Here is a 20,400-nt window from a genome sequence, read left to right on the forward strand (position 1 = left end):
GCAGTTTGGGGACTGCTTTTCATGCATTTGTGACTTCGCAGATGGAACAAGTTGGGTTATATTAGATGTAGTTGGGATATGAGGTTGAAATGAGAGGCATGTGAAGTTCGTAGATATGATGTTATCAGAAAGAGATGCAAACATAAGAAAAGAGGGAAACAGAATGACTTTATTAAGCCAAATGATTAAAGTAGAGAATTGCAAATTATATAACTTTAATAATATTTGGGATTTTTTATTGGAGTACAAACATATTCCAAGCGAGATGATTAAGCATGAATTTAATAAGTATAAAGAAGAACTAGAGTGGTTTGAATCAAAGATAAATTCTCTACCAAAAACATTTAATAGAATTATTGATGGTAGACAGTATTATCATAGAGATTTCTACTTTGATAATAATGCAAAGTATGGTTTCGAAATTGAGTGGGATATTAATATCGCAAAAGAATTAATTCAAACAAATAAACTTCAAACAGTGAACTTTAATGTAGGTAAGTTTATAGATTATATAAACCCAAGAGATCTAAATCAGGCAATATTAAGAGATCCAAATATTAATCCTGAACCAATTATAGTAATGCACTATGATCCCATCAATTTGTTTGTCCCAATTGATGGGAACCATAGAGTGTATAAAACACATAGAATTAATCCCAATAAACCAATTGAAGGATACTTACTTTCTCCAGAAATCCATATTCAAGCAATGGCATGTGATTTGCATAGAATTCTTTATAAATTGCATCATAATATAGCTGTAATTAACAATTTAGTTACTGGAAATAAAAATAGGATTAAGAGATATTCAAAATGGAACTTTTTAAAAAAGAGACAAGCTATTACAAATCGATTGTATAGACTTGAATAGTTTTGAGAGCAATTTCTAGGAGGCATCTCCTTCTGATAACATAATATTCACGCTGCGGGCATACGCCCTTGGTCCGGCTAAAGCCGGACACACTTGGCATTCGCCAAGCGTCATGAATACAGGAACGTTATAGGAAAAATCAGCTCAAAACATAAAAACATCAATGAAAGGAATAAACCAAATGAATCATCAATACAATTTACAGTTTGACAAATTATGCAATTCATTAAAACTTGGTGAATTAAGTAAAACTCCTGAGGCAATATCGGGCGGACTGCTACATAGGATGTTTGCAATTGAAACTACAAAAGGAAAATATGCTATTAAAGCATTGAACCCTCAAATTATGGCAAGACCAATGGCCGTAGATAATTTTATTAGATCAGAAAAAATAGCAAATTTCGCAGCCAAAAGTTTGCCCGCTAAACCGGCAAACACAATTGGTGGTACGTTTATTCATAACATAGACAATCAATTTTACCTTGTATTTGATTGGATCAATGGTAGTAGTCTGAAGGCTCATGAAGTCAACATAATCCACTGCGAAAAAATTGGAGCTATTCTTGCGGCAATTCACGATATTAATTTTTCTCAGATAGAAAAGAATGATCATTTCACTTATGTAGAAGAGACGAATTGGAATTTCTACTTACATAAAGGGGAAGAGATTAATTCTGTTTGGGTGAATCTGTTACATGAAAACATTGAAAAGCTGTTCGTCTGGAGTGATAAAGCAAAGAGGTCATCCATAATGTTAGCTGCTGAACAGGTCATTAGCCATGGTGATCTTGAACCTAAGAACGTTATGTGGATTCAAGACAACCCAGTAATAATAGATTGGGAGTCAGCTGGGTATATAAACCCGATGCATGATTTGATTGAAACAGCTATTTATTGGTCTGTGGATAAATCAGGACGTATTGAAAAAGAAAGATTTTTAGCTTGTATAAATGGATATCAAAAACGTTTTGGGTTTCTACAAGCTGACTGGAAAAAGATTTTAGAACACGGTTATTTAAGCAAGTTAGGCTGGCTGGAGTATAGTCTGAAACGATCATTATGGATTGAATGCACAGATGAAAAAGAACAACATATGGGAACATTACAAGTAGAAGGAACAATTAATGCTTTAAAACAATATGAAGATATGGTTTTAGAACTAGAGGTCTGGCTAAATAATGATATAAACAAAGATTTTAGATTTATTTAATTCGAAGAAGGTACTTACATCCTATAACAATGTATTAACGCATTGTTGCATACGCTCCTCGGTCACTGGCGATGCTTTCGGCAGAGAAGATAATTCATGTGACAACCCTGCAAGGCTAAGTCTACGACCCGTTCCGCGTACGCTTCATTTAAGCCTTTCGGATTCGCTAATGCAAGAACGTTAGGCGACATCGGAAGCAAAGGAGGGAACACCATAAAAAATCAATGGAAAGATATAGAGTATCTTCAATTTGGTAATCAAACACAATCAGAAGCTTATCATATTTTATCTAAGCATAAGATTCTAAAAATCCTTCAAAACTATAACCCTATATTGGTTGGAACTATTCCAATAGGTATTAACATTGAAACTAGTGATCTGGATATTATTTGTGAAGTAAAGAATTTTGAAGAATTCGAACGACTTTGCAAAGAGCATTTTAGGGATAAACAAGGCTTTTCAATTACAAGAAGAGTAGTAGAAGAGATAGAAAGAATTAAAATTAACTTTATGATCGAAAACTGGCCTATAGAACTCTTTGGGCAAAACAAATCAACGTCAGAACAAAATGGATATTTACACATGATAATAGAGGATCGAATGCTAAAACTGTATGGAAAGAAATTCAAAGAACATATTATACACTTGAAATCGACAGGAATGAAAACAGAACCAGCTTTTGCAAAAATATTAAGACTTGAAGGAGATCCTTATTTAAAGCTTTTAGAAATTAACAATTGGACAGATGAAGAATTAAGAGATTTGTGGGTAGATTCAAACGACGTCGCCTAACATAATATTCACGCTGCGGACATACGTCCTTGGTCCGGCATTCGCCGGACACCCGACATACGTCGGGTCGTGAATACAGGAACGTTATGTGAAATTCAAAGTACTAAGTTGGAGGCAGTCACATGGAAGCAGTTAAAAAAATAGAAAAGATAGAAATGGATTTAAAGGAAAAGATAAAAAGTATTAGACCTAAATTTGTGAGAACACGTAGAAAAGCTAGAATATGGAAGATTTTCATTATTTCATTAGGTATTATAACAACTATTACATTAGGAATAAAAGATATATCTTGGGGAAGCACTGTAGGATTTATTTTGTCTGCTCTTCTTACAGGGGTTACTGCTATTGAAAGCTTATATAATCATGCTTCTAAATCTGTTCAAGAACACGAATACTACGTTAAATTAACAGATTTGAAACAAGATATAGAATTTTATAAACAAGGCAAAGAATTAGAAGACTATCAGTTGTCAGATGTTAAGGCTTTTTTTGAAGAATTCAAGAAAATAAGAACTGAATTTCATAATTTTCGAGTTGAAACTGTAAAAGTATCTTATGAGAATACCAATTCTAAATTAAAATGAGAGAATATCAATGAACTTCACCTAACATTCAAGCAGCGGCTCCGTTGGAGCCTTGGTCTGCGGGAAGGAATTCGGGGAGGTATTTCAGCAGACAACCCCTTCGGGGTTCATGAATACAGAAACGTTATAGGAAATCAGCAAACACACAAAGAGAACTTGTTATATTTAACATATTTTTTGAGGAGAAGTGATTGAGTGAATAAAGACATTCTACTTGAATGGGACATTAAGCATAGTGCGATGAAACGCACGAAAGAAAATTACTGGAAAACCTATAGGAAGTGGCGTGACGAGAATAAAAGCGATTATCATGATACCTTTATGGGAAAGTTATATGATGAATTTATAAGTCTTGAAGAGCGTGCTATATACCTAAAATATAGTTTTAATACAACAGAAGCCGTGCTATTTTGCTCAATTAATATCTTTTACATAGAAGAGCAAATAGGAACTTATGATATAGAGTTCTTTTTGAACGGTGAGATCGCTGATGATTACCTGGATTTTGGAGACGTATTACTTAAAGATCGTATGATTAAAGTAAAGTATAATATGAAGACTGCAAGAAGCGCCTTAAAACTGGGATTGGAAGTATCAGATATTTTGAAAATCACAGAAATTCCATTCAAATATATAGAAATATTAAAAGAAAAATATAGTTGATATAAAGGGAATGGTATAAGAAGTATAACTGATTCGAAGAAGCTGCTGACATCCTATAACATAATATTCACGCTGTGGACATTCGTCCTTGATCCGGCATTCGCTGGACACCTAGCATGCGCTAGGTCATGAATACAGGAACGTTATATGATAGAAATGGTGGGGCAACAAAGAGAAAAGGGAAAATGAAAGAAAGCAGATAAGAACGCTTGTGCGGAGATGTAAGAACAGGTAAAATATAGATACAATTGAATCTTGGGTGGGTATGGTTTCCCTTCGAAAGGAGGTGAAACCATGGAAGTGAAAGATGCGATGACTCTAATGCTGTTATTCGGAACATTCATTCTTGCACTTTTAACGTACATCAATAACAACAAGAGAAAATAAAAACCCACCCCAAGGTTGACAGCCGAAGGTGGGTTTTTGTCCTAACTTGACTTAAGAAGGGATTAACCATCCAAGCCAATTGTACTGACCAAGTGTTCGCCGTACTTGGTCTTTATTTAAGAATATGATAACACATCTGAAAAGATGAATCAAATTAAAAAGAGCAATGAAAAAGAGCAGATAATAAGCAATATCTAAGAAGAATTTCCATCATATAATATAATATAATATGCACGATGTGGCTCCTTTGGAGTCTTGGCCTGCTGGATGGATTTCGGAGGAGCATTTCAGCAGACAACCCCGTTTGGGTTCGTGAATACAACAACGTTATAGGAAATTATGGCAAGTTCAAAAAAGGAGTTGTTCAATGAAAATTATAAGTCCAATAATTATATGTGTAATTTTACTTCTCATTTTTGGTTGTTCTGATTTCAAAAGAGAAAATTCCTCAATCACTGATAAAAATCCTTCGATAGAACCCCCAACGACAATTGCAAATTCAGAATCAGATTCTACAGAAGAAGTGGTATCAACTGATCCGCCAGTTTCAACTCCTGAATTAGGAAATATTAAAGAAGATAAATATTATTCAATAAAATATAAACAATCCCTTGTTCAACTGAGAGATGATGAAAAGACTGTAGTGCATATATTAGGGGAGCCTGACGAAGCTTCTCAAGTTAAGCAGCTCGGTGATGGTGCAGATACCTTTAGTGATATGTATTCTAAGCATCTTTATTATAGTGGATTAACATTAAAGTTTCTGGGAATGGAAAAAAGCAGTCTATGGCTTTCAGAAATTATTTTAGATAAGAATGAATATGAAACATCTGAAGGGATAAAAGTTGGGGATCATTTAGAAAAATTGAAGAATGCATATTCAAATATTAAATATGAAAAACTGAAGACGATTGACAACAAACCAAATTTAAAGATATATGAATACTTTCAAGGTGATCTTGGATTTTTCGCAGAATTTATTGTTAATGAGAGTGATGTCATAGAAGAGATTCATATGTATTTTCTTTTCGATTAATTGAGTATCCAGTAACCCAGGAAGGCCGGAACATCCTACAACACGAGATTCACGATGCGGGCATGTGTCCTTGGTCTGGCGAAAGTTGAATTCGATTCGGGGAGGCAATTGCAGTTGCAGGGAAGCGGATTCAGCCGGACACATCCAACTCCCTAACCGCATCGCGGTCGTCCTTCTGGCTTAAGGGATTTGGACGTCGTGAATACAAGATCGTTATAAAACAGAACGTAAATCATATTTTCAAAAACTCAAAAGAAGGTGAGTTAAATGAAGCAAGGCGCTATGTTTGATTCAGAAAGAAAATAGATACCTATTGACTAGAGAATGGGATAGTACGCTACCTAAGCTATTATACATAATGTTAAATCCCAGTATAGCAAATGAAAGCTCAGAGGATCAGACCTCAAGACAATGTCTATTCTTTGCAAACAAATTTCAATATGGATCACTTGAAGTAGTCAATCTCTATAGTTTGATATCAACTGATCCAAAAAGGCTTAATAGACCCTGTAGGGCTTGAAACAGACAAGTACATTATAGAAGCAGCATTAAGAGCCGATAGAGTGGTCGTAGCATGGGGCGAAAAACATTTCTTTAACAAAAGAGACAAAAAAGTAATGGAATGATTGAGGAATAAAGGAATCAAACTATTTTGCTTAAAGAAGGCTAAGTCTGGTCATCCTAGACATCCTTCAAGACTTGGACACGACATAGATGAACTGATTTATTTTGGATGATTATTCAAGCGGCGGCTCCTTCGGAGCCACGGTCTGCTGGATGCATTTTGTGCAGGGAATACGGCAGACAACCCCGTTGGGGTTCATGAGTACAGGAACGTTACACGAGAATTCTTGAAAAGAAAAAAGCAGTTAGGATTTCCTAACTACCATATCTTTAAAATCGATATTCAATTGCAAAGTCAATAAAAAAAACCACACCTAAGATTCCATCAAAACCATAAGGTTCTTTTGTTTGTCCAAGCTGAATGATGAATTCATTTAATATATGGTGGTTTAAGGTCTACTGAGTGAACGGGCTGTTGAAATGAAAGTTCGCTTTGACCTCCAATTTCATACATTCAAACTGCACGACCTTGTATAGGATCAATAGTTAGACTTTTAGGTTCGATTAAATCAATATCAAAGATGGTAGTTGCACATCCTGTATCCAATAAGACGTTGGGAAGCAAGACAGATTGATTTTGATAAGTGAATAAAACTTCAATAATAGGAAGGCCATTGACTAATCTTATGTTCATCGAAGACCTCTGCTGTTATTACAACAGGGGGTAAATTGAAAGCAAAATATGTGATTCATACGGTAGGGCCTGTATGGAATGGCGGTAACAACAATGAAGCAGAGAAACTAAAAAATTGTTATATAAATACTTTGAAACTGGCGGTACATAACCATCTTCAAAGTATCTCAATTCCGAATATAAGCACTGGAATATACAAATATCCAAAGAGAGAAGCATCCGAAATAGCAATCAACACAGTGGCAGAATTTATTAATAGTAATGAATCGATATTGCATATTCAGTTCGTTTGCTTTGATGACGAGAACTATGAGATCTATAAAGAGAGTTTGAAGAAATATGTGTAAGTTACTCGAGAAGTGTTACCATGGAGATAATATCATATCCACACTTCGGCCCGGTGGTCTCTCGGTACGCAATAAGCAACTGGCAGGGAAGCAGATTCAGCGGACACATCCGCACCGACTTAAGGCTCCTGGCGGAGCCTTAAGTCGGTGCGACGTCGTAGATACAGGAACGTTATCTGAAACTGGCAAGATTGAAAGGAGAAAAAAATGATACTTGGATTATATGAAGCACATTTACCGGTGAGCAATTTACAACAATCTATTGAATTTTACTCTAAGCTAGGATTAGAACTGGCTTGGAGAGATGAAGATACAGCTTTCTTCTGGATTGAAAAAGAAAAGAGTTGGGTGGGGCTATGGCAGGGCGAAGAGCATAAAACAGCATATCATCCATCATTAAGGCATATCGCCTTTCGAGTAAGTTATGAAGATCTTCGAGAGAGTGTGAAATGGCTTCAAACGATTGAAATAGAACCAGTTCCATTTGGGAAGAGAGATTCCATAGATCCATTTGTTAGACCTAACCAAGGAAATGCTTCAGTCTACTTCAATGATCCAGATGGTAATAGTTTAGAACTAATGTGTTTTGTGAATGTACCTAAGAACCTGAAGAATATATCCAATAAATTATCAATAGAAGAATGGGAAGACCTTGTGAAAGAAAAAAATTAGAGCGACTGCCGGGCCAAAAATATATGTCCGTAGCGTGGATATTATGTCATCTTATGCTGGCACTTCTTGACACTCAGCACACGCTGAGTCGTGAATACAGGAACGTTAGGCGAAATATTGCCATGACTTATATGATCGTAAAAGACAGAGGTGACGTATGGGGTTTCACTCAAAGAAAGATAGGGAATTTAAACCAGATACATTGTCTATAGAGATGAGAATAGAGACGAGAAAAACATACAAGAACATAACAAGAGTAAAGGGGCGAATGGTTCCTATCGTTGATTGGAGACTCCTCATATATATCAATGAGAATAAACTAGATGAAGATGAAGTATTTGTAGTGGAAGAATTTTTTGAATCCTTACTTAGTCCTGGGATATATCCTTTATTTACATGTACCTGCGGAATATTTGGTTGTGGCGGTTACTATGTAGAAGTAGTCCATGACGCCGACAGAATAATTTGGTTAACTGAGCAATCTCCTTTCAATAATCAGACTATCAAAAGTTCAAACAAGTTTATCTTCTCACGGGATCAGATTTTTGAATTTTCTAGAGAATTAATACAAAAGTTTGAGCACCTTAAAAGCATAATGGATGCCAATGAATTAGAATTAAATTTTGATATTGAAAGATACAGTCGGATAGCTACTGAACATTGGAGAAAGAAAGACAAATTGTAATGATTGTTAAGCAGTATAGAAGATGTTGAAAATCTACGCTGCGGACATTCGTCCTTGGTCTGGCATTGGCCAGACACCCAGCATACGTTGGGTCGTGAATACAGGAACGTCATCCGAAACCATAGAAATGCTTCTTAAAAGAACAGGGGTCTAACTATTATGATTGTTTTTAAAGAGATTTTAAATAAGGTTAGTTTTGAAGCAGTTTGGAATGTAATGATGGAATATTATTCTGATATGTATAAGTCCAAGAATAAATATCAAACAGTTTATGAGTCATTGTTTTCACAAAGCCCTGCAAGGAATGTAGAGGAAATGATTATCTATATAGACGTGGTTGATTCTAATGATTCTTTCAATGAAAAAAATATCGAATATCGAGTGCACGGAAAAAATAGCTCTCTCGAATGGAAGGGATACTGGGATCTTTCCGCAAGTAACTGGGAGGATTGGCTAGGGTTTTATGTGGATCAACAAGTGCTTGAAAGTTTTTCGGACGAACACATTGTAGCACTTTGTTTGTATGAAATGACTTGGTTTGGTTTTTCAGAAGAACAGATAAAGAATAGTACTGATAATCTTGAAAATGAAGAATGACTTATGAGGACATGCAAGGAAGACAATGGCATCAAATAACAAAATATTCGAGCCGGCTACTGACGGAGTCTTGGTCTACAGGAAGGATATCGGAGAGGAATTTCAGCAGACTTCAGGGTTCCTAAATACGGGAACGTTGTAGGAAATCGGCGCAAGATTTTAATAAATAAAATCTATTTAAATTCATTGTTGAATTAAAGGGAAATCTTGCCAAAGCGAACAAGGATATTTCAATGGAAATGCAAAATATTTTAATTCAAAGTATTTTAAGAGAGGAAAAAAATGATTACATTAGATTTAATGAATTCTACCGAATTCCAGGAGTATCTAAATTCAGCAATTAAAAGCTATGCAGAAAGCAACGTTCAATCTGGTAATTGGAGTGAGCAGGAATCAATCAGTAAGGCAACAGAACAATACGCACAACTTTTGCCGGATGACGAGAAAACTCCTAACAATAAATTATTTACAATCCGTTTTGATGGCAAAGAGGTTGGCATGATTTGGTTGGCATTGAAACCAAACAACAAGGGGTTTATCTACGATATAAGGATTAAGGAAGATTACCGAGGACGTGGATTTGGTAAGAAAGCGATGGAGGATATAGAAAAAGCGGGCAGAGAATTAGGCATAAAGAGTATAGGACTTCACGTCTTTGCTCATAATCCAATAGCCCGTAGCTTATATGAAAAGCTAGGCTACAAAGAAACGAGCGTTGTAATGGAAAAAAAATTATAATCTCAAAAGCTTGTTCAAAAAAAGATGTGAATTCAACAGACACCCCTCACTGGCTAAGATAGGAGTTACCAAGCCAGTGAGGGTTCGTAAATACAAGAACATTATATCAAATAGCCTAAGATCGTTAATAAAACGTATAAAAATATAATAGTAATAGAGGTGAAGACATGATAAATGAGAATACCTATACACCAAGGATGTCATCTACTCTCTGACATGTGAAACTGTTTGCTGCATAGTCCGAAGCATCAAGAATTATTTTAAGGAAGGGGATTTTCAATGAGTAGAGTGTTACTAACTTCTTGCGGTTTTATTACTGAAGATATCAAAAATCAATTTCTCGATTTTATTGATAGAGATCTTTCTCGATTAAAGGTCTCTATTATTACAACAGGCTCCCCTATGAAAGAAAATAATAGGTATGCGCAAAGGGCGATGCAAGATTTCAAGGACATGGGATTTCAGCATATCGATTTTGTAGATATTGAATTCGATGACCCGCAAATTCTCGTACATCGAGATGTTATATATATCAACGGTGGAAATCCCTTTACATTATTGTATTACGCGAAGAAAAGCGGGGCCGACGAAATTATTAAGACGCTCGCCGCACAGAATGTAATTATAGTCGGAGTAAGTGCTGGAGCGTTATTACTGGGGCCAAATATTAACATTGTCGATTTCTTTACTCCACAGATGAACACAATGGATTTAACGGATTTTAAGGCATTAGGTGTAACCGACAAGCTTATTTTCCCTCACTATGATCGAGAGGACAAATTTAAAGATCGTACTAATAAAACAATTGAAGAGAGAATAGTAGAATTTGAATCCAACGAGAACTGTAAGGTGACAAGGCTTAAAGAAGAAGAATATATCTCAATCGTAACGAACCAAGCACAATGAATTTCATAAATTCATTGAAATTAGCTCGAAGTAACAGATCACTTGTTTAAAGAAAGGAGAGAATATGACCAAATTGCCAAGAAGAATCCACATCATCGGCTCCACTGGAAGTGGTAAAACATATCTAGCCAAAAATTTATCTAAGCAATGGGACATTCCTTACTATGAACTAGACAAGGTAATGTGGAGTAGTTCAGTAGAAATGGCAGGGAAAAATTCTCCTGAGGTTCGTGACAAACTATTACATGAAATAATTGTAAAAGACTCTTGGATTGTTGAAGGAGTTTATTACAAGTGGCTGGCTGAGAGTTTCAATTTAGCGGACAAAATTATATTTTTAACACCAAATACATTGGTAAGAGACTTAAGAATAATGAATAGATTTATCAAACAAAAAATAGGCATTGAAAAATCTAATTATAGACAAACTCTAAAAGGTTTATTGGAAATGATTAAATGGAATCATGGATTTGAAGCGAAGCAAAAGAAGGAAATCTTAGAAATATTAAAACCATATAATCATAAATTAGTGATAGTAAAGAATAATAATGACATAATCAATAAGAGTGGTTCACTCTTATCAGAACTATAAAAAACGGAAGGTGTTCGGGAGCGCATGAAAAAATTTTATATTGCATCAAGTCTCAAGAATATAGAAAATGTAAGATATGTAAGCGATCAATTGAAGGGAATGGGTTTTATTCATTCATATGATTGGACTCAGAATGATAAAGTAACTTCAATAGATCAAATGAGAGATATAGGACGAAAAGAGATGGCTGCAGTAAAGAAGTCAAATTTTATTGTGATTTTATTACCTGCAGGTAAAGGAAGTCATATTGAGCTAGGAATTGCACTGGGTAATAGTATTAGAACCTATTTATATTCACCCAATGATGAATTAGATGATATTGAAAAGACAAGTACGTTTTATCATCAAGATGCAGTACATAAATGTAAAGGAACACTAGAGGAATTAATACAATACATAAGGAAAGATCAAGAAAGTGTAGATTGTTAAACATATATGATTGTATTCAAAGATGAAGCTGACATCTATAACAAACCCGTTGGTGTTCGTGAATTAAACCAAATAACATGCAGATAAGGATGATAGAAATGGATCTGAAAATACTTGATGAATTTGCAAGATCGATAAAAAAGGCAAAAATTAAAAGCTGTCTAATTATGAGGGAAGACCGTTTAGTGTTTGAATATTACAAAAATCGTAAAATAGAAAACAATCCTCAAAAAATCAATTCATGCACCAAAAGTATTTTATCCATACTTATTGGTATTGCAGTTGATAAGGGCTATATAAAGAGTATTTCGGAACCAGTTATAAATTTTTTCCCGGAATTAATGAATATTCTTGACGATCCTAGAAAACGACACATCACTATTGAGGATTTACTTACGATGTCGGCGGGCTTTGAATGGCCCGAATTCGGTGAATGGAATTATTCTACTCCTATGGTATTTAGTTCAGACGTTATAAAATATGTGTTTGAAAGAAATCTTGAAAATGACAGAGGAGAAAAGATGAACTACAATTCTGGTTGTTCGCATGTGTTAACAGCGATCTTGCAGAAAACTACAGGGATGAAAGCTATAGAATTTGCAAACCTTCATCTGTTCAAACCTCTTGGAATCACAAATGTTCGGTGGTATGAAGATAGTAAAGGTATTAACCGAGGCGGAGACGGCTTGACTATGACTACGGTTGATATGTTGAAAATGGGTACTTTGTATTTGCAGGAGGGGAACTGGAAAAACAAAAGAATAGTTTCTTCAGACTGGTTGAGAAAGTCAACACAACCTTATTATCTGACTTATGAAGCTATTGGTTATTACGCTTACCATTGGTGGGTAAGAAACCTCAATATCAACAATGCTGAAGTAAGCAGCACAGAAATGATATTTGCTTTAGGGTTTGGTGGTCAATATATATGTATAATCCCTGTCTTGAGTATGGTTATTGCAATAACGAGTGATATGTATGAGGATTCATTGAAACCATTAAGATTACTTGAGGAATGCCTTGTTCATTTATAGCTCTTCATACGGATTTAACAGATGGGTACGGCTAAAGAACTGAGTATTACTAAATGATTGTTATGAAATGAGAATAACATATAAGGAGAAGGTGTTCTCATGGATAGGAATGTTGTTCATAAAACAAACAGCTTTTATTGGGATACAAAAGGAAATGACTTTTTGAAAGCAATTGTGCTTCCTTATTATGGAGCGTTTATCTCAGAAGAAAAACACCAGCTTTTTGGCGATATCTCGGGGAAAAAGCTGTTGGAGATCGGATGCGGCAGTGGTCAATCCTTGCTATATCAAGCTGAGCGAAATCCATCTGAGTTATGGGCTGTAGATATATCGAAAAGACAAATCGAAAAGGCAGCGGAACTTTTAAAGGCAAAGGATCTTTCGGCAAGATTGATCTGTTCACCTATGGAAAAAGAATGCGGAATCCCGCTAGATTATTTTGACTTTGTTTATTCAATTTATGCTATAGGCTGGACCACGGATCTGGAGGGTACTTTTAGTCGGATCGGTTCTTACCTGAAAAAAGGTGCAGTATTTATATTCAGTTGGTCTCACCCAATACATAGATGCATTGCTTCAGACAATGGTACGTTTACTTTTAAAAAGAGATATTTCGATGAAAATTGGTATCCGGTTGCTGTTGATGAAGGTGAACTGTTATTAGCGGACCGTAAGTTATCCACCTATGTGAATGCGTTAGCAAAAGCGGGATTTGTAATTGAACAAATGATTGAAAAAACGGATGATGAGATTATGCAAACTCTGGATGATCATAGTGATATGGCAAAGAGAGCAAAGGTGTTTCCTGTAACGTTTGTGATTAAGGCAAGAAAATTATAATATTTGAAAACTATGAATATAGAACGAACTTTAGATGATTCGAGAACGCCATTGACATCCAGTAACTTCATTAATGACGAGGAGGTCGAAACCTTGACACTTAGGTTGCAAAGTGCAGTGGAAGGTAATCTTCCTATTTTGGCTGAAATGAATAAGCAGTTAATTGAAGATGAGAAGAGCTCCAACCCAATGGGAATGAAAGAACTGGAGGAACGTATGCGTCAGTTTTTCGAAGATTGGGAGATTGACTTAATTATGAAGGAAGATAATGTAGTCGGATATGTACTCTATCAATATCAAGGGGAAACATATAATAGTGAAGAACGACAAGTGTATATAAGACAATATTTTATTAGACGAGAATGCCGAAAGATGGGATACGGAATTGCTGGAATTGAACTCTTTAAGAAGACGCGTTTGAAGGATGTAAAGAGAATTGAGATTGATGTATTAGAGACTAACCCTGACGGGAAGAGATTCTGGAACAAGGCAGGATTTAAACCATATTACACAAATATGAGAATGGAGACTTAAAGGTAATATGTGTAATACCAGCGGTGAGATAACTAAATATTTCCTTGCAGTTTTATGGGAATGTCCTACTGGAATTCAGACGGGGGAGATTTAATGGATTATTTTATTTTCCTGATGATTATTGCCGCGATTGTTGTGTTGTCTATATTAATCCTTATCATTTGGAGAAGACAAAAGGTTACAGTTGTTTTCGATAAAGAGGACTACGATCTGAAAGATATTACTTTAGCTGATATAGACAGGATGGAGGACGGCTCAGGTTTTGAAATGTACATATATAGATTATTAATTGAGCTAGGTTATTCTGGTGTGTATAAGACTGTCGGTAGTCGTGACTTTGGAGCTGACGTCGTTTTTACTGATGCAGATGGAATCAGGAATGTCATTCAAGCCAAAAGATATGCTATACATAACCCGGTAGGCATCAGCGCTGTTCAAGAGGTCTTTTCTTGTATGAGATATTATAAGGCTAAAAAAGCAATTGTCATTGCAACATCGAGATTTACAGATTCTTGTGAAACGTTAGCTGGTATCAATTATGTGAAATTGATTGACCGAACTGACTTATCTAACATAATCGATGCCTTTAGATCTGGCGATACCTTTGAAGCCCGCAGGATAATTGAAGCGGAACCCAGAAAGTTACTTGAATCCTGGTCGGAGTCTAATTCCACTACGTTGCATGAAATCCGTAAGGATTACAAGGCTGAGAAGTATGTAAAAAAAGTGATGAATAAGCGATAGATACGATAATAAGAGTAATATTGGAAAATATAACAAAATATGATCCATACATATTGATGAACTATAATTACAGGATCGTTAGGTGAAGGGTCAAAAATACAAGAAAATCAATGAAGAAAAGAGGAACATTTAATGTCCTATAAATCCATTTTAATAGATCAATTAACAGCATGTTATAACGACCAAAGTTGGTTTCTTCCTCTTGAGGATATACTGAAAGATGTAACAGCAGAAGAAGCAGCTACGGAGAATAACAATAAACAAACCATATGGTCCATTGTAAATCATCTTATTTTCTGGAATGAGAAATGGCTTGGGCGTTTTAAGGCTGGAGAATTTGTTTTAAACCATGAGATTAACAATGATGAGACGTTTTCTTTGGATCCGAATCAATTGACTGATTCCGGCTGGAAGGAAACATTAAGTCGACTTGAGCATGTATTTAGAGATTGGAGAATTGTTTTAGAAGAAACAGATGAAATGAAGCTCACCAAACAACTGCCAGAATATTTCAATGCTCCTTGGTGGGGAGTTGTTTCTAATCTAAGTATTCATAATGCCTATCATATTGGACAAATCATGCTGTTAAAGAAACAAATTCGAGCTTTCAATCCTTAGCATTGATGTGGCCATTAGTATAGGTGAAGTTGAAAAGTTGTCTTGAATCGCTGAAGGATAAAAATTCACATCAGAGGGATGGATCATGTATGGATATTTATTTTGGACAGTTTCTTATTAGTGACAATAAGGAATTGCTAAACATCGAGACCGTCAAATCCTTTCTAGCAAGAAGTTATTGGGCCAACAAAAGACCTGAGGAGATCATAGAGAAATCAATTAGCAATTCTTATTGCATTGGGATCTATAGGGAACAATCTCAAGTTGGTTTTGCGAGAATTATTACAGATGATGCTACGACGTATTGGCTTTGTGATGTTTTTATAGATGAGGATTACAGAGGTCATGGACTGGGCAAAAAATTGCTTGAAACGATAACGAACTCAGATCGGTTCAAGAATATGATGGGAATCTTAGGAACTAAAGATGCACATGGTTTATATGAACAATATTATTTTGAAAAAGACAATGAACGATTTATGAGAAGAATGCCGGATTTTATAAGGAACATGTAAGAGAGGGGAATTGCTCAAAGCGTTTTTTCAATAGTTGAAAATATATATAACCATGTAGCCGTTTGGGAGTTAGCGACAATCTTGCAAGAACGGGGTAATTGTTATCTTTATGAGAAGTTAGGTTATCAACAAACTGGTGAAACAAAAGAAATTAATGACAGGATGACGATTGTATTTTATGAAAAACGCTTGAAATAGCTTGGTACTAATACTGATTGACTATGGAACAACTGCGGGCTGCTCAAAAAGAGAATGCTATCGTAAACCGTGATTACAATTTCAGAAAACGGAGCTGATCATATTGGATATTGAATTAGCTATATCAATTGCGTTAGAAGCCCATAAAGGCCAGCTTGATAAAGGTGGAAACCCGTATATTTTACATCCGTTAGCTGTCATGAACCGAGTGGAAACCATCGAAGAGAAAATTGTGGCTGTTCTCCATGATGTCATTGAAGACACGGAAGTCACGATTGAACAGTTAAGAGAATTGGGATTTTCGGAAGAAATCGTAAAGGCAATCGGTTTATTGACAAGATCGGAAGAGGATAGCTACGAACAATTTATTGAGAAAACTACGACGAATCGAATGGCAAGAAATGTAAAGATCGCGGATATTCAATAAAATATGAATTTATCCAGAATTAAAAACCCTACGGAGCAAGATTATAATAGACTCGAAAAATATAGAAATGCAATGGAAAGATTGGAGCGGTAATTGGAGCTTAGAATGTATAAATCTAAATCAATCGCATTATTGCTGGGGTTCTTCTACTATTAACAGCAGGTTGCAGCACTACACACAAGATCGTTTATTGAAGCAGTCACTCGACTGCTTTTATTATTTTACGGTTCGCAAATGGAACATGTTGGGTTATATTAATAATAGCTGGAGTTGGAGGGGAGAGGACGTTCAAGAGTCTTATCTGAAAGTATAACTCGAAAAACTCACATGAAAAAAGGAGAGAAAATGAAGAAAAATATTGCAATTATTGTATTAACGGTAGGCTTGATCATTAGCTTGTTTTTGAACTATCAATTGAAGGGATATAAGGAAGTTCAACAAAGAGATTATAATCTGAAATTAAATCATGGACTTCAAATTGGCCTAAAACAATCTATCGAGAATGTGGATTATGTCCTGAAGAGTTTGCAAAACAATTCTTCAAAGGAAACGGTCCTCTATACATTAGGTAATCTGGCAGTGTCGTTAAAAGTAGGCGAAGAAGCTTTTATTTTTCTAAATGCGGATTTTCAAGAGCTTGGATCATCATCAAGCAATCTTATATATAGCGTATTCCGAGATTTCTATGGATATGTAAGAGCAGACCTCTCGGATGATATTGTTTCGAATCAGCAGTCACTTGAACAAGATTCAAGGAGTCAACTGGTCAAGGATATAGAAATTCTCAAAAAGGATCTGGAGTATATTGATAGTCAATTTAACGAGCAGGCTTTGAAAGATCGGAGTCCTGAGTGGATTGAGGATAAATGGAAAGAGTTGATTGCTGAAATTGTGAACCGGAATCCGAATTTCAAGTTATATGAAAGAATGAAATTGAAGTATAATTTTGAATATTATAAATTAATCAATGAAGGAGCAGCTTTTGAACCAGGGCTGCTTCTTTTTTTGATTTTTACTCTTCGCAAATGGAACATTGTGGGTTATATTGGATATGATTTGGTTCTCTAGTGGAGGAATGGTGAGGTGTTAACCATGGATGATCATATTCGTTTTCCGATCGGGCATTTTGTTCCGCAGCTTGAATTAAGTGATGAGGAGCGAAGAGGAATTATAGATCAAATACCTGAAATCACGAAGACGTTAAGAGAAGTTACACAGCATCTTCAGGATGAGCAGCTTCGTACACCTTATCGCACTGGCGGTTGGAAGATCACACAAATCGTGCATCACCTTGCAGACAATGATATGAACGCGTACATAAGATTCAAGAGAGCATTAACTGAAGAGGAGCCGTTGGCGAGCTCGTATCGCGAAGATTTGTGGGCATCCCTGCCCGACTATCATGAGCTGCTAATGGATGATTCAATTCAGCTGTTGGAAATACTGCACAAGCGTTTTCTCACACTGCTGAACAGCTTACAACCTGATCAATTTAAACGAAAACTTCGAACAGAAGTGTTAGGTACAATCTCATTGGATATTGCTCTGCAACGATTTGCCTGGCACGGTCAGCATCATATCGCTCAGATTAAAGCTTTTACAGCGTCACAGAGATGGTAGTTTTAAATTATGAAGTGACGGAGGTCATTTATGGGGAATGGAAGAATTCTGGGGATTGCTTATAACGTTATTCCAGTGAAAGATATTGAAGTGTCGGCTGCCTGGTTTGTGAAGCATTTTGGATTTAACATTCGCCATCAACGTGACGGATATTTGAGCTTGTTCAGAGGTGGAAGGCCCATTCTGGACTTGATCCAGAGCGATAATGAAACTAGAGCAACATTCCAGATAGGTCAGCAAAAGAGATGGGTTATTACCTTTTATACCGACGATATTATAGCTTTACATCAATACTTAACATCTGAGCATGTAAAGGTTGGCAGCATTAGTGATGAGGGGAAATACGGAAAATTTTTTGTGTTAGAGGATCTGGATGGCAATGTATTTGATGTGTGGGAGCATCATGATTGTGAGTTGAATTTTTAACAAATACCTCATTTTATCTTTTGCAGAGCGTGCAGTATTGAATAGGAGACTACGATATGTACCATTACCGGACGGGTCAGAAGAAAGATCTTGCTCAAGTTATCGATCTCACGATCAGCTGGACAGAAGAAGACATCACCTTGGGATACGAAAATGTGGCCTGGACTCCAGAAAAATTAGAAAAGAAGCTGAATGATTACTTCTATGTCGCGGAGCTGCAGGATGTCATTGTGGGGTATGCCTTTGGAGACATAAGGTGGGGAAATGCGGAGCCAGTCATTCCTCAAACGGATGCTTATTTGGAACTTCATGAAGTATACATCCATCCCGAACATCGGAGGAAAGGCATTGGTAGGGAGCTTGTTCAATGCATATTAGACCAGGCACAGCAACATCAGGTTGAGCGGGCTTTGGTTGGATCATCCAATCGAAGATGGAAAGATACGGCGGCATTTTACGAAGAACTAGGATTCCAGATGTGGTATATCCAGATGTACAGATAGAAGGTGAGCAAACATGAATAAAACCATATATATGATCTCCGGGCCTCCTGGGGTCGGTAAGTCCACAACTTCACAGCAGCTTGTTCAGACATTAAGCAAAAGTGCTTATATTTCAGGAGACGATATCAGCCATATTCCAGTGAATGGACGAGGAAAACCTTGGCTGTGCAAAGAGACGTATGATCTGACATGGAAAAATATACTGAGCATAACTCGGAATCTGTTAGAACAGGATTATGATGTTGTTATTGACTATGTTACTTTCCCTTCAGAAGTAGAGTGGCTTGTACAGCAGCTATCCAACCTTGAGTATCAAGTCGTTTATGTTGTTTTATTGGCAGATCAGAGTACCTTGTTAAACAGAGATCAATTGCGACCGGCAGATCAACAGATGGGTGAGCGCAGTTTGGTTCTGCTAGAGGAATTTAAGATGTGCTCAGAGCTGAGGGAACGATACAAACTCTATACGCAGCAGTACAGCAGAGAGCAATTATGTGAAATTGTTGAAGATATTCAACACAATCCAAGGTTTATTTGGAAAGGTGAACGATCGAAATGAAGGATCAACATCTCTTGAATTTTTATTTACATATGAGGGAAGAGGAAGCATATCAGTGGAATCTATCGCCTGCAAGTTTATATCTGGAGCTGGAGACACGTGATTTTTTAGCGAAATATTTTGATGTGTTCAATGGACTGAAAGCACTTAATATTGGCATTGGCGTAGGAGAGTGGGACGACTATATTGGATTCTTGTTGAACGGATTGGGTTCTCTAACGAGCATTGATATTGATCCCGAGATTTGCGACATTTTTAAATACAGACAACAAAAGGAGGGCCATCCTAATGCCTCTACTGTTATATGTGATGACTTTTTAGCGTGTAAGCTGCCTCAAGGGCATTATGATCTGGTTACCATGATAGGCTCTGCACTGCAAGAAACTGGCGCATACCACAGGTGTTTTGAAAGAATATCAGAGGTGTTAAAACCAGAGGCACAATTCATGTACATGGATTTTGATAAATACCACAAAAAAGAAGATTTGTTCGAGCTGTTGCCTGAGCTAAAGTTTGAGCTAATGCATATTGAACAATTTAACCGATTTTCCAATGTCGGCTTTTATTGTATGAAGCTCAAAAGGGTGCTGTGAACATACATTGGAGAATATTTAT

At 36.2% G+C, this 20,400-nt stretch carries 28 protein-coding genes and 1 pseudogene; all 29 read left to right on the forward strand.

From position 1 onward, the window contains the following. Positions 1–115 precede the first annotated feature (115 nt). The 29 genes and pseudogenes from IEW26_RS16985 (at position 116) to IEW26_RS17130 (ending at position 20,378) form a co-directional block, all read left to right on the forward strand. Positions 116–871 (forward strand): hypothetical protein, encoded by a 756-nt coding sequence (locus IEW26_RS16985; RefSeq protein ID WP_188593178.1) that lies wholly within the window; start codon positions 116–118, stop codon positions 869–871. Positions 872–1,052: 181 nt separating this feature from the next. Beyond that, positions 1,053–2,081 carry a phosphotransferase gene (locus IEW26_RS16990; protein WP_188593179.1) on the forward strand — a complete coding sequence of 343 codons (1,029 nt, stop codon included), beginning with the start codon at positions 1,053–1,055 and terminating at the stop codon, positions 2,079–2,081. Between the two features lie 282 nt (positions 2,082–2,363). Continuing rightward, positions 2,364–2,873, forward strand: coding sequence for a DUF4269 domain-containing protein (locus tag IEW26_RS16995; RefSeq protein WP_373288499.1), 510 nt, complete (start codon positions 2,364–2,366; stop codon positions 2,871–2,873). Positions 2,874–2,995: 122 nt separating this feature from the next. Further along, the gene (locus IEW26_RS17000) at positions 2,996–3,457 is read left to right on the forward strand and encodes an SLATT domain-containing protein (RefSeq protein WP_188593180.1); all 462 of its coding nucleotides are present in this window, start codon (positions 2,996–2,998) and stop codon (positions 3,455–3,457) included. A 195-nt stretch (positions 3,458–3,652) separates the two neighbouring features. Continuing rightward, positions 3,653–4,120 carry a hypothetical protein gene (locus tag IEW26_RS17005; protein ID WP_188593181.1) on the forward strand — a complete coding sequence of 156 codons (468 nt, stop codon included), beginning with the start codon at positions 3,653–3,655 and terminating at the stop codon, positions 4,118–4,120. Positions 4,121–4,414: 294 nt separating this feature from the next. Then, positions 4,415–4,507, forward strand: a complete 93-nt coding sequence (gene comI, locus IEW26_RS17010; protein ID WP_007431380.1) for a competence inhibitor ComI — start codon at positions 4,415–4,417, stop codon at positions 4,505–4,507. A 367-nt stretch (positions 4,508–4,874) separates the two neighbouring features. Beyond that, positions 4,875–5,543 (forward strand): hypothetical protein, encoded by a 669-nt coding sequence (locus IEW26_RS17015; RefSeq protein ID WP_188593182.1) that lies wholly within the window; start codon positions 4,875–4,877, stop codon positions 5,541–5,543. A gap of 313 nt (positions 5,544–5,856) precedes the next feature. Beyond that, positions 5,857–6,169, forward strand: a pseudogene (locus IEW26_RS30770) (DUF1643 domain-containing protein). Between the two features lie 649 nt (positions 6,170–6,818). Further along, a complete protein-coding gene (locus tag IEW26_RS17030) occupies positions 6,819–7,148 on the forward strand; it encodes a macro domain-containing protein (RefSeq protein ID WP_268237062.1) in 330 nt (109 codons plus the stop codon). Positions 7,149–7,355: 207 nt separating this feature from the next. After that, positions 7,356–7,820: a VOC family protein gene (locus IEW26_RS17035; RefSeq protein ID WP_188593184.1), complete on the forward strand. Its 465-nt coding sequence runs from the start codon at positions 7,356–7,358 to the stop codon at positions 7,818–7,820. Between the two features lie 157 nt (positions 7,821–7,977). After that, entirely contained in the window at positions 7,978–8,505 is a 528-nt protein-coding gene (locus IEW26_RS17040) for a hypothetical protein (protein ID WP_229729893.1), read from the forward strand. A 159-nt stretch (positions 8,506–8,664) separates the two neighbouring features. Further along, positions 8,665–9,102, forward strand: a complete 438-nt coding sequence (locus tag IEW26_RS17045) for a DUF6557 family protein (RefSeq protein WP_188593185.1) — start codon at positions 8,665–8,667, stop codon at positions 9,100–9,102. 282 nt (positions 9,103–9,384) lie between these two features. Next, positions 9,385–9,840, forward strand: a complete 456-nt coding sequence (locus tag IEW26_RS17050) for a GNAT family N-acetyltransferase (protein WP_188593186.1) — start codon at positions 9,385–9,387, stop codon at positions 9,838–9,840. A gap of 279 nt (positions 9,841–10,119) precedes the next feature. Then, positions 10,120–10,746, forward strand: coding sequence for a Type 1 glutamine amidotransferase-like domain-containing protein (locus tag IEW26_RS17055; protein ID WP_188593187.1), 627 nt, complete (start codon positions 10,120–10,122; stop codon positions 10,744–10,746). Positions 10,747–10,810: 64 nt separating this feature from the next. Continuing rightward, a complete protein-coding gene (locus tag IEW26_RS17060) occupies positions 10,811–11,338 on the forward strand; it encodes a P-loop NTPase family protein (protein ID WP_188593188.1) in 528 nt (175 codons plus the stop codon). A gap of 24 nt (positions 11,339–11,362) precedes the next feature. After that, complete coding sequence (locus IEW26_RS17065) at positions 11,363–11,767, forward strand: group-specific protein (RefSeq protein ID WP_188593189.1); 405 nt, start codon at positions 11,363–11,365, stop codon at positions 11,765–11,767. A 98-nt stretch (positions 11,768–11,865) separates the two neighbouring features. Then, positions 11,866–12,801, forward strand: a complete 936-nt coding sequence (locus IEW26_RS17070; protein ID WP_229729894.1) for a serine hydrolase domain-containing protein — start codon at positions 11,866–11,868, stop codon at positions 12,799–12,801. 99 nt (positions 12,802–12,900) lie between these two features. Then, a complete protein-coding gene (locus tag IEW26_RS17075; RefSeq protein ID WP_188593191.1) occupies positions 12,901–13,641 on the forward strand; it encodes a class I SAM-dependent methyltransferase in 741 nt (246 codons plus the stop codon). 93 nt (positions 13,642–13,734) lie between these two features. After that, positions 13,735–14,175 (forward strand): GNAT family N-acetyltransferase, encoded by a 441-nt coding sequence (locus IEW26_RS17080; RefSeq protein WP_188593192.1) that lies wholly within the window; start codon positions 13,735–13,737, stop codon positions 14,173–14,175. A 93-nt stretch (positions 14,176–14,268) separates the two neighbouring features. After that, positions 14,269–14,919, forward strand: coding sequence for a restriction endonuclease (locus IEW26_RS17085; protein ID WP_188593193.1), 651 nt, complete (start codon positions 14,269–14,271; stop codon positions 14,917–14,919). Between the two features lie 132 nt (positions 14,920–15,051). Beyond that, positions 15,052–15,537 carry a DinB family protein gene (locus IEW26_RS17090; RefSeq protein WP_188593194.1) on the forward strand — a complete coding sequence of 162 codons (486 nt, stop codon included), beginning with the start codon at positions 15,052–15,054 and terminating at the stop codon, positions 15,535–15,537. Between the two features lie 89 nt (positions 15,538–15,626). Beyond that, complete coding sequence (locus IEW26_RS17095; RefSeq protein WP_188593195.1) at positions 15,627–16,052, forward strand: GNAT family N-acetyltransferase; 426 nt, start codon at positions 15,627–15,629, stop codon at positions 16,050–16,052. Between the two features lie 301 nt (positions 16,053–16,353). Further along, complete coding sequence (locus tag IEW26_RS17100; protein WP_308423491.1) at positions 16,354–16,677, forward strand: HD domain-containing protein; 324 nt, start codon at positions 16,354–16,356, stop codon at positions 16,675–16,677. 345 nt (positions 16,678–17,022) lie between these two features. Further along, positions 17,023–17,745, forward strand: a complete 723-nt coding sequence (locus IEW26_RS17105) for an oxidoreductase (protein ID WP_229729895.1) — start codon at positions 17,023–17,025, stop codon at positions 17,743–17,745. Positions 17,746–17,769: 24 nt separating this feature from the next. Then, complete coding sequence (locus tag IEW26_RS17110) at positions 17,770–18,297, forward strand: YfiT family bacillithiol transferase (protein WP_188593321.1); 528 nt, start codon at positions 17,770–17,772, stop codon at positions 18,295–18,297. Between the two features lie 30 nt (positions 18,298–18,327). Next, complete coding sequence (locus IEW26_RS17115; protein WP_188593196.1) at positions 18,328–18,723, forward strand: VOC family protein; 396 nt, start codon at positions 18,328–18,330, stop codon at positions 18,721–18,723. A gap of 56 nt (positions 18,724–18,779) precedes the next feature. Then, a complete protein-coding gene (locus tag IEW26_RS17120; protein WP_188593197.1) occupies positions 18,780–19,226 on the forward strand; it encodes a GNAT family N-acetyltransferase in 447 nt (148 codons plus the stop codon). A gap of 13 nt (positions 19,227–19,239) precedes the next feature. Further along, positions 19,240–19,785, forward strand: a complete 546-nt coding sequence (locus IEW26_RS17125; RefSeq protein ID WP_145402693.1) for a P-loop nucleotide/nucleoside kinase family protein — start codon at positions 19,240–19,242, stop codon at positions 19,783–19,785. Then, positions 19,782–20,378: a class I SAM-dependent methyltransferase gene (locus IEW26_RS17130; protein ID WP_188593198.1), complete on the forward strand. Its 597-nt coding sequence runs from the start codon at positions 19,782–19,784 to the stop codon at positions 20,376–20,378. The genes IEW26_RS17125 and IEW26_RS17130 overlap by 4 nt, the downstream gene beginning before the upstream one ends. The last annotated feature ends 22 nt before the right edge of the window (positions 20,379–20,400 follow it).

The organism is Paenibacillus silvae, from assembly GCF_014639235.1.
Lineage (GTDB): Bacteria > Bacillota > Bacilli > Paenibacillales > Paenibacillaceae > Paenibacillus > Paenibacillus silvae.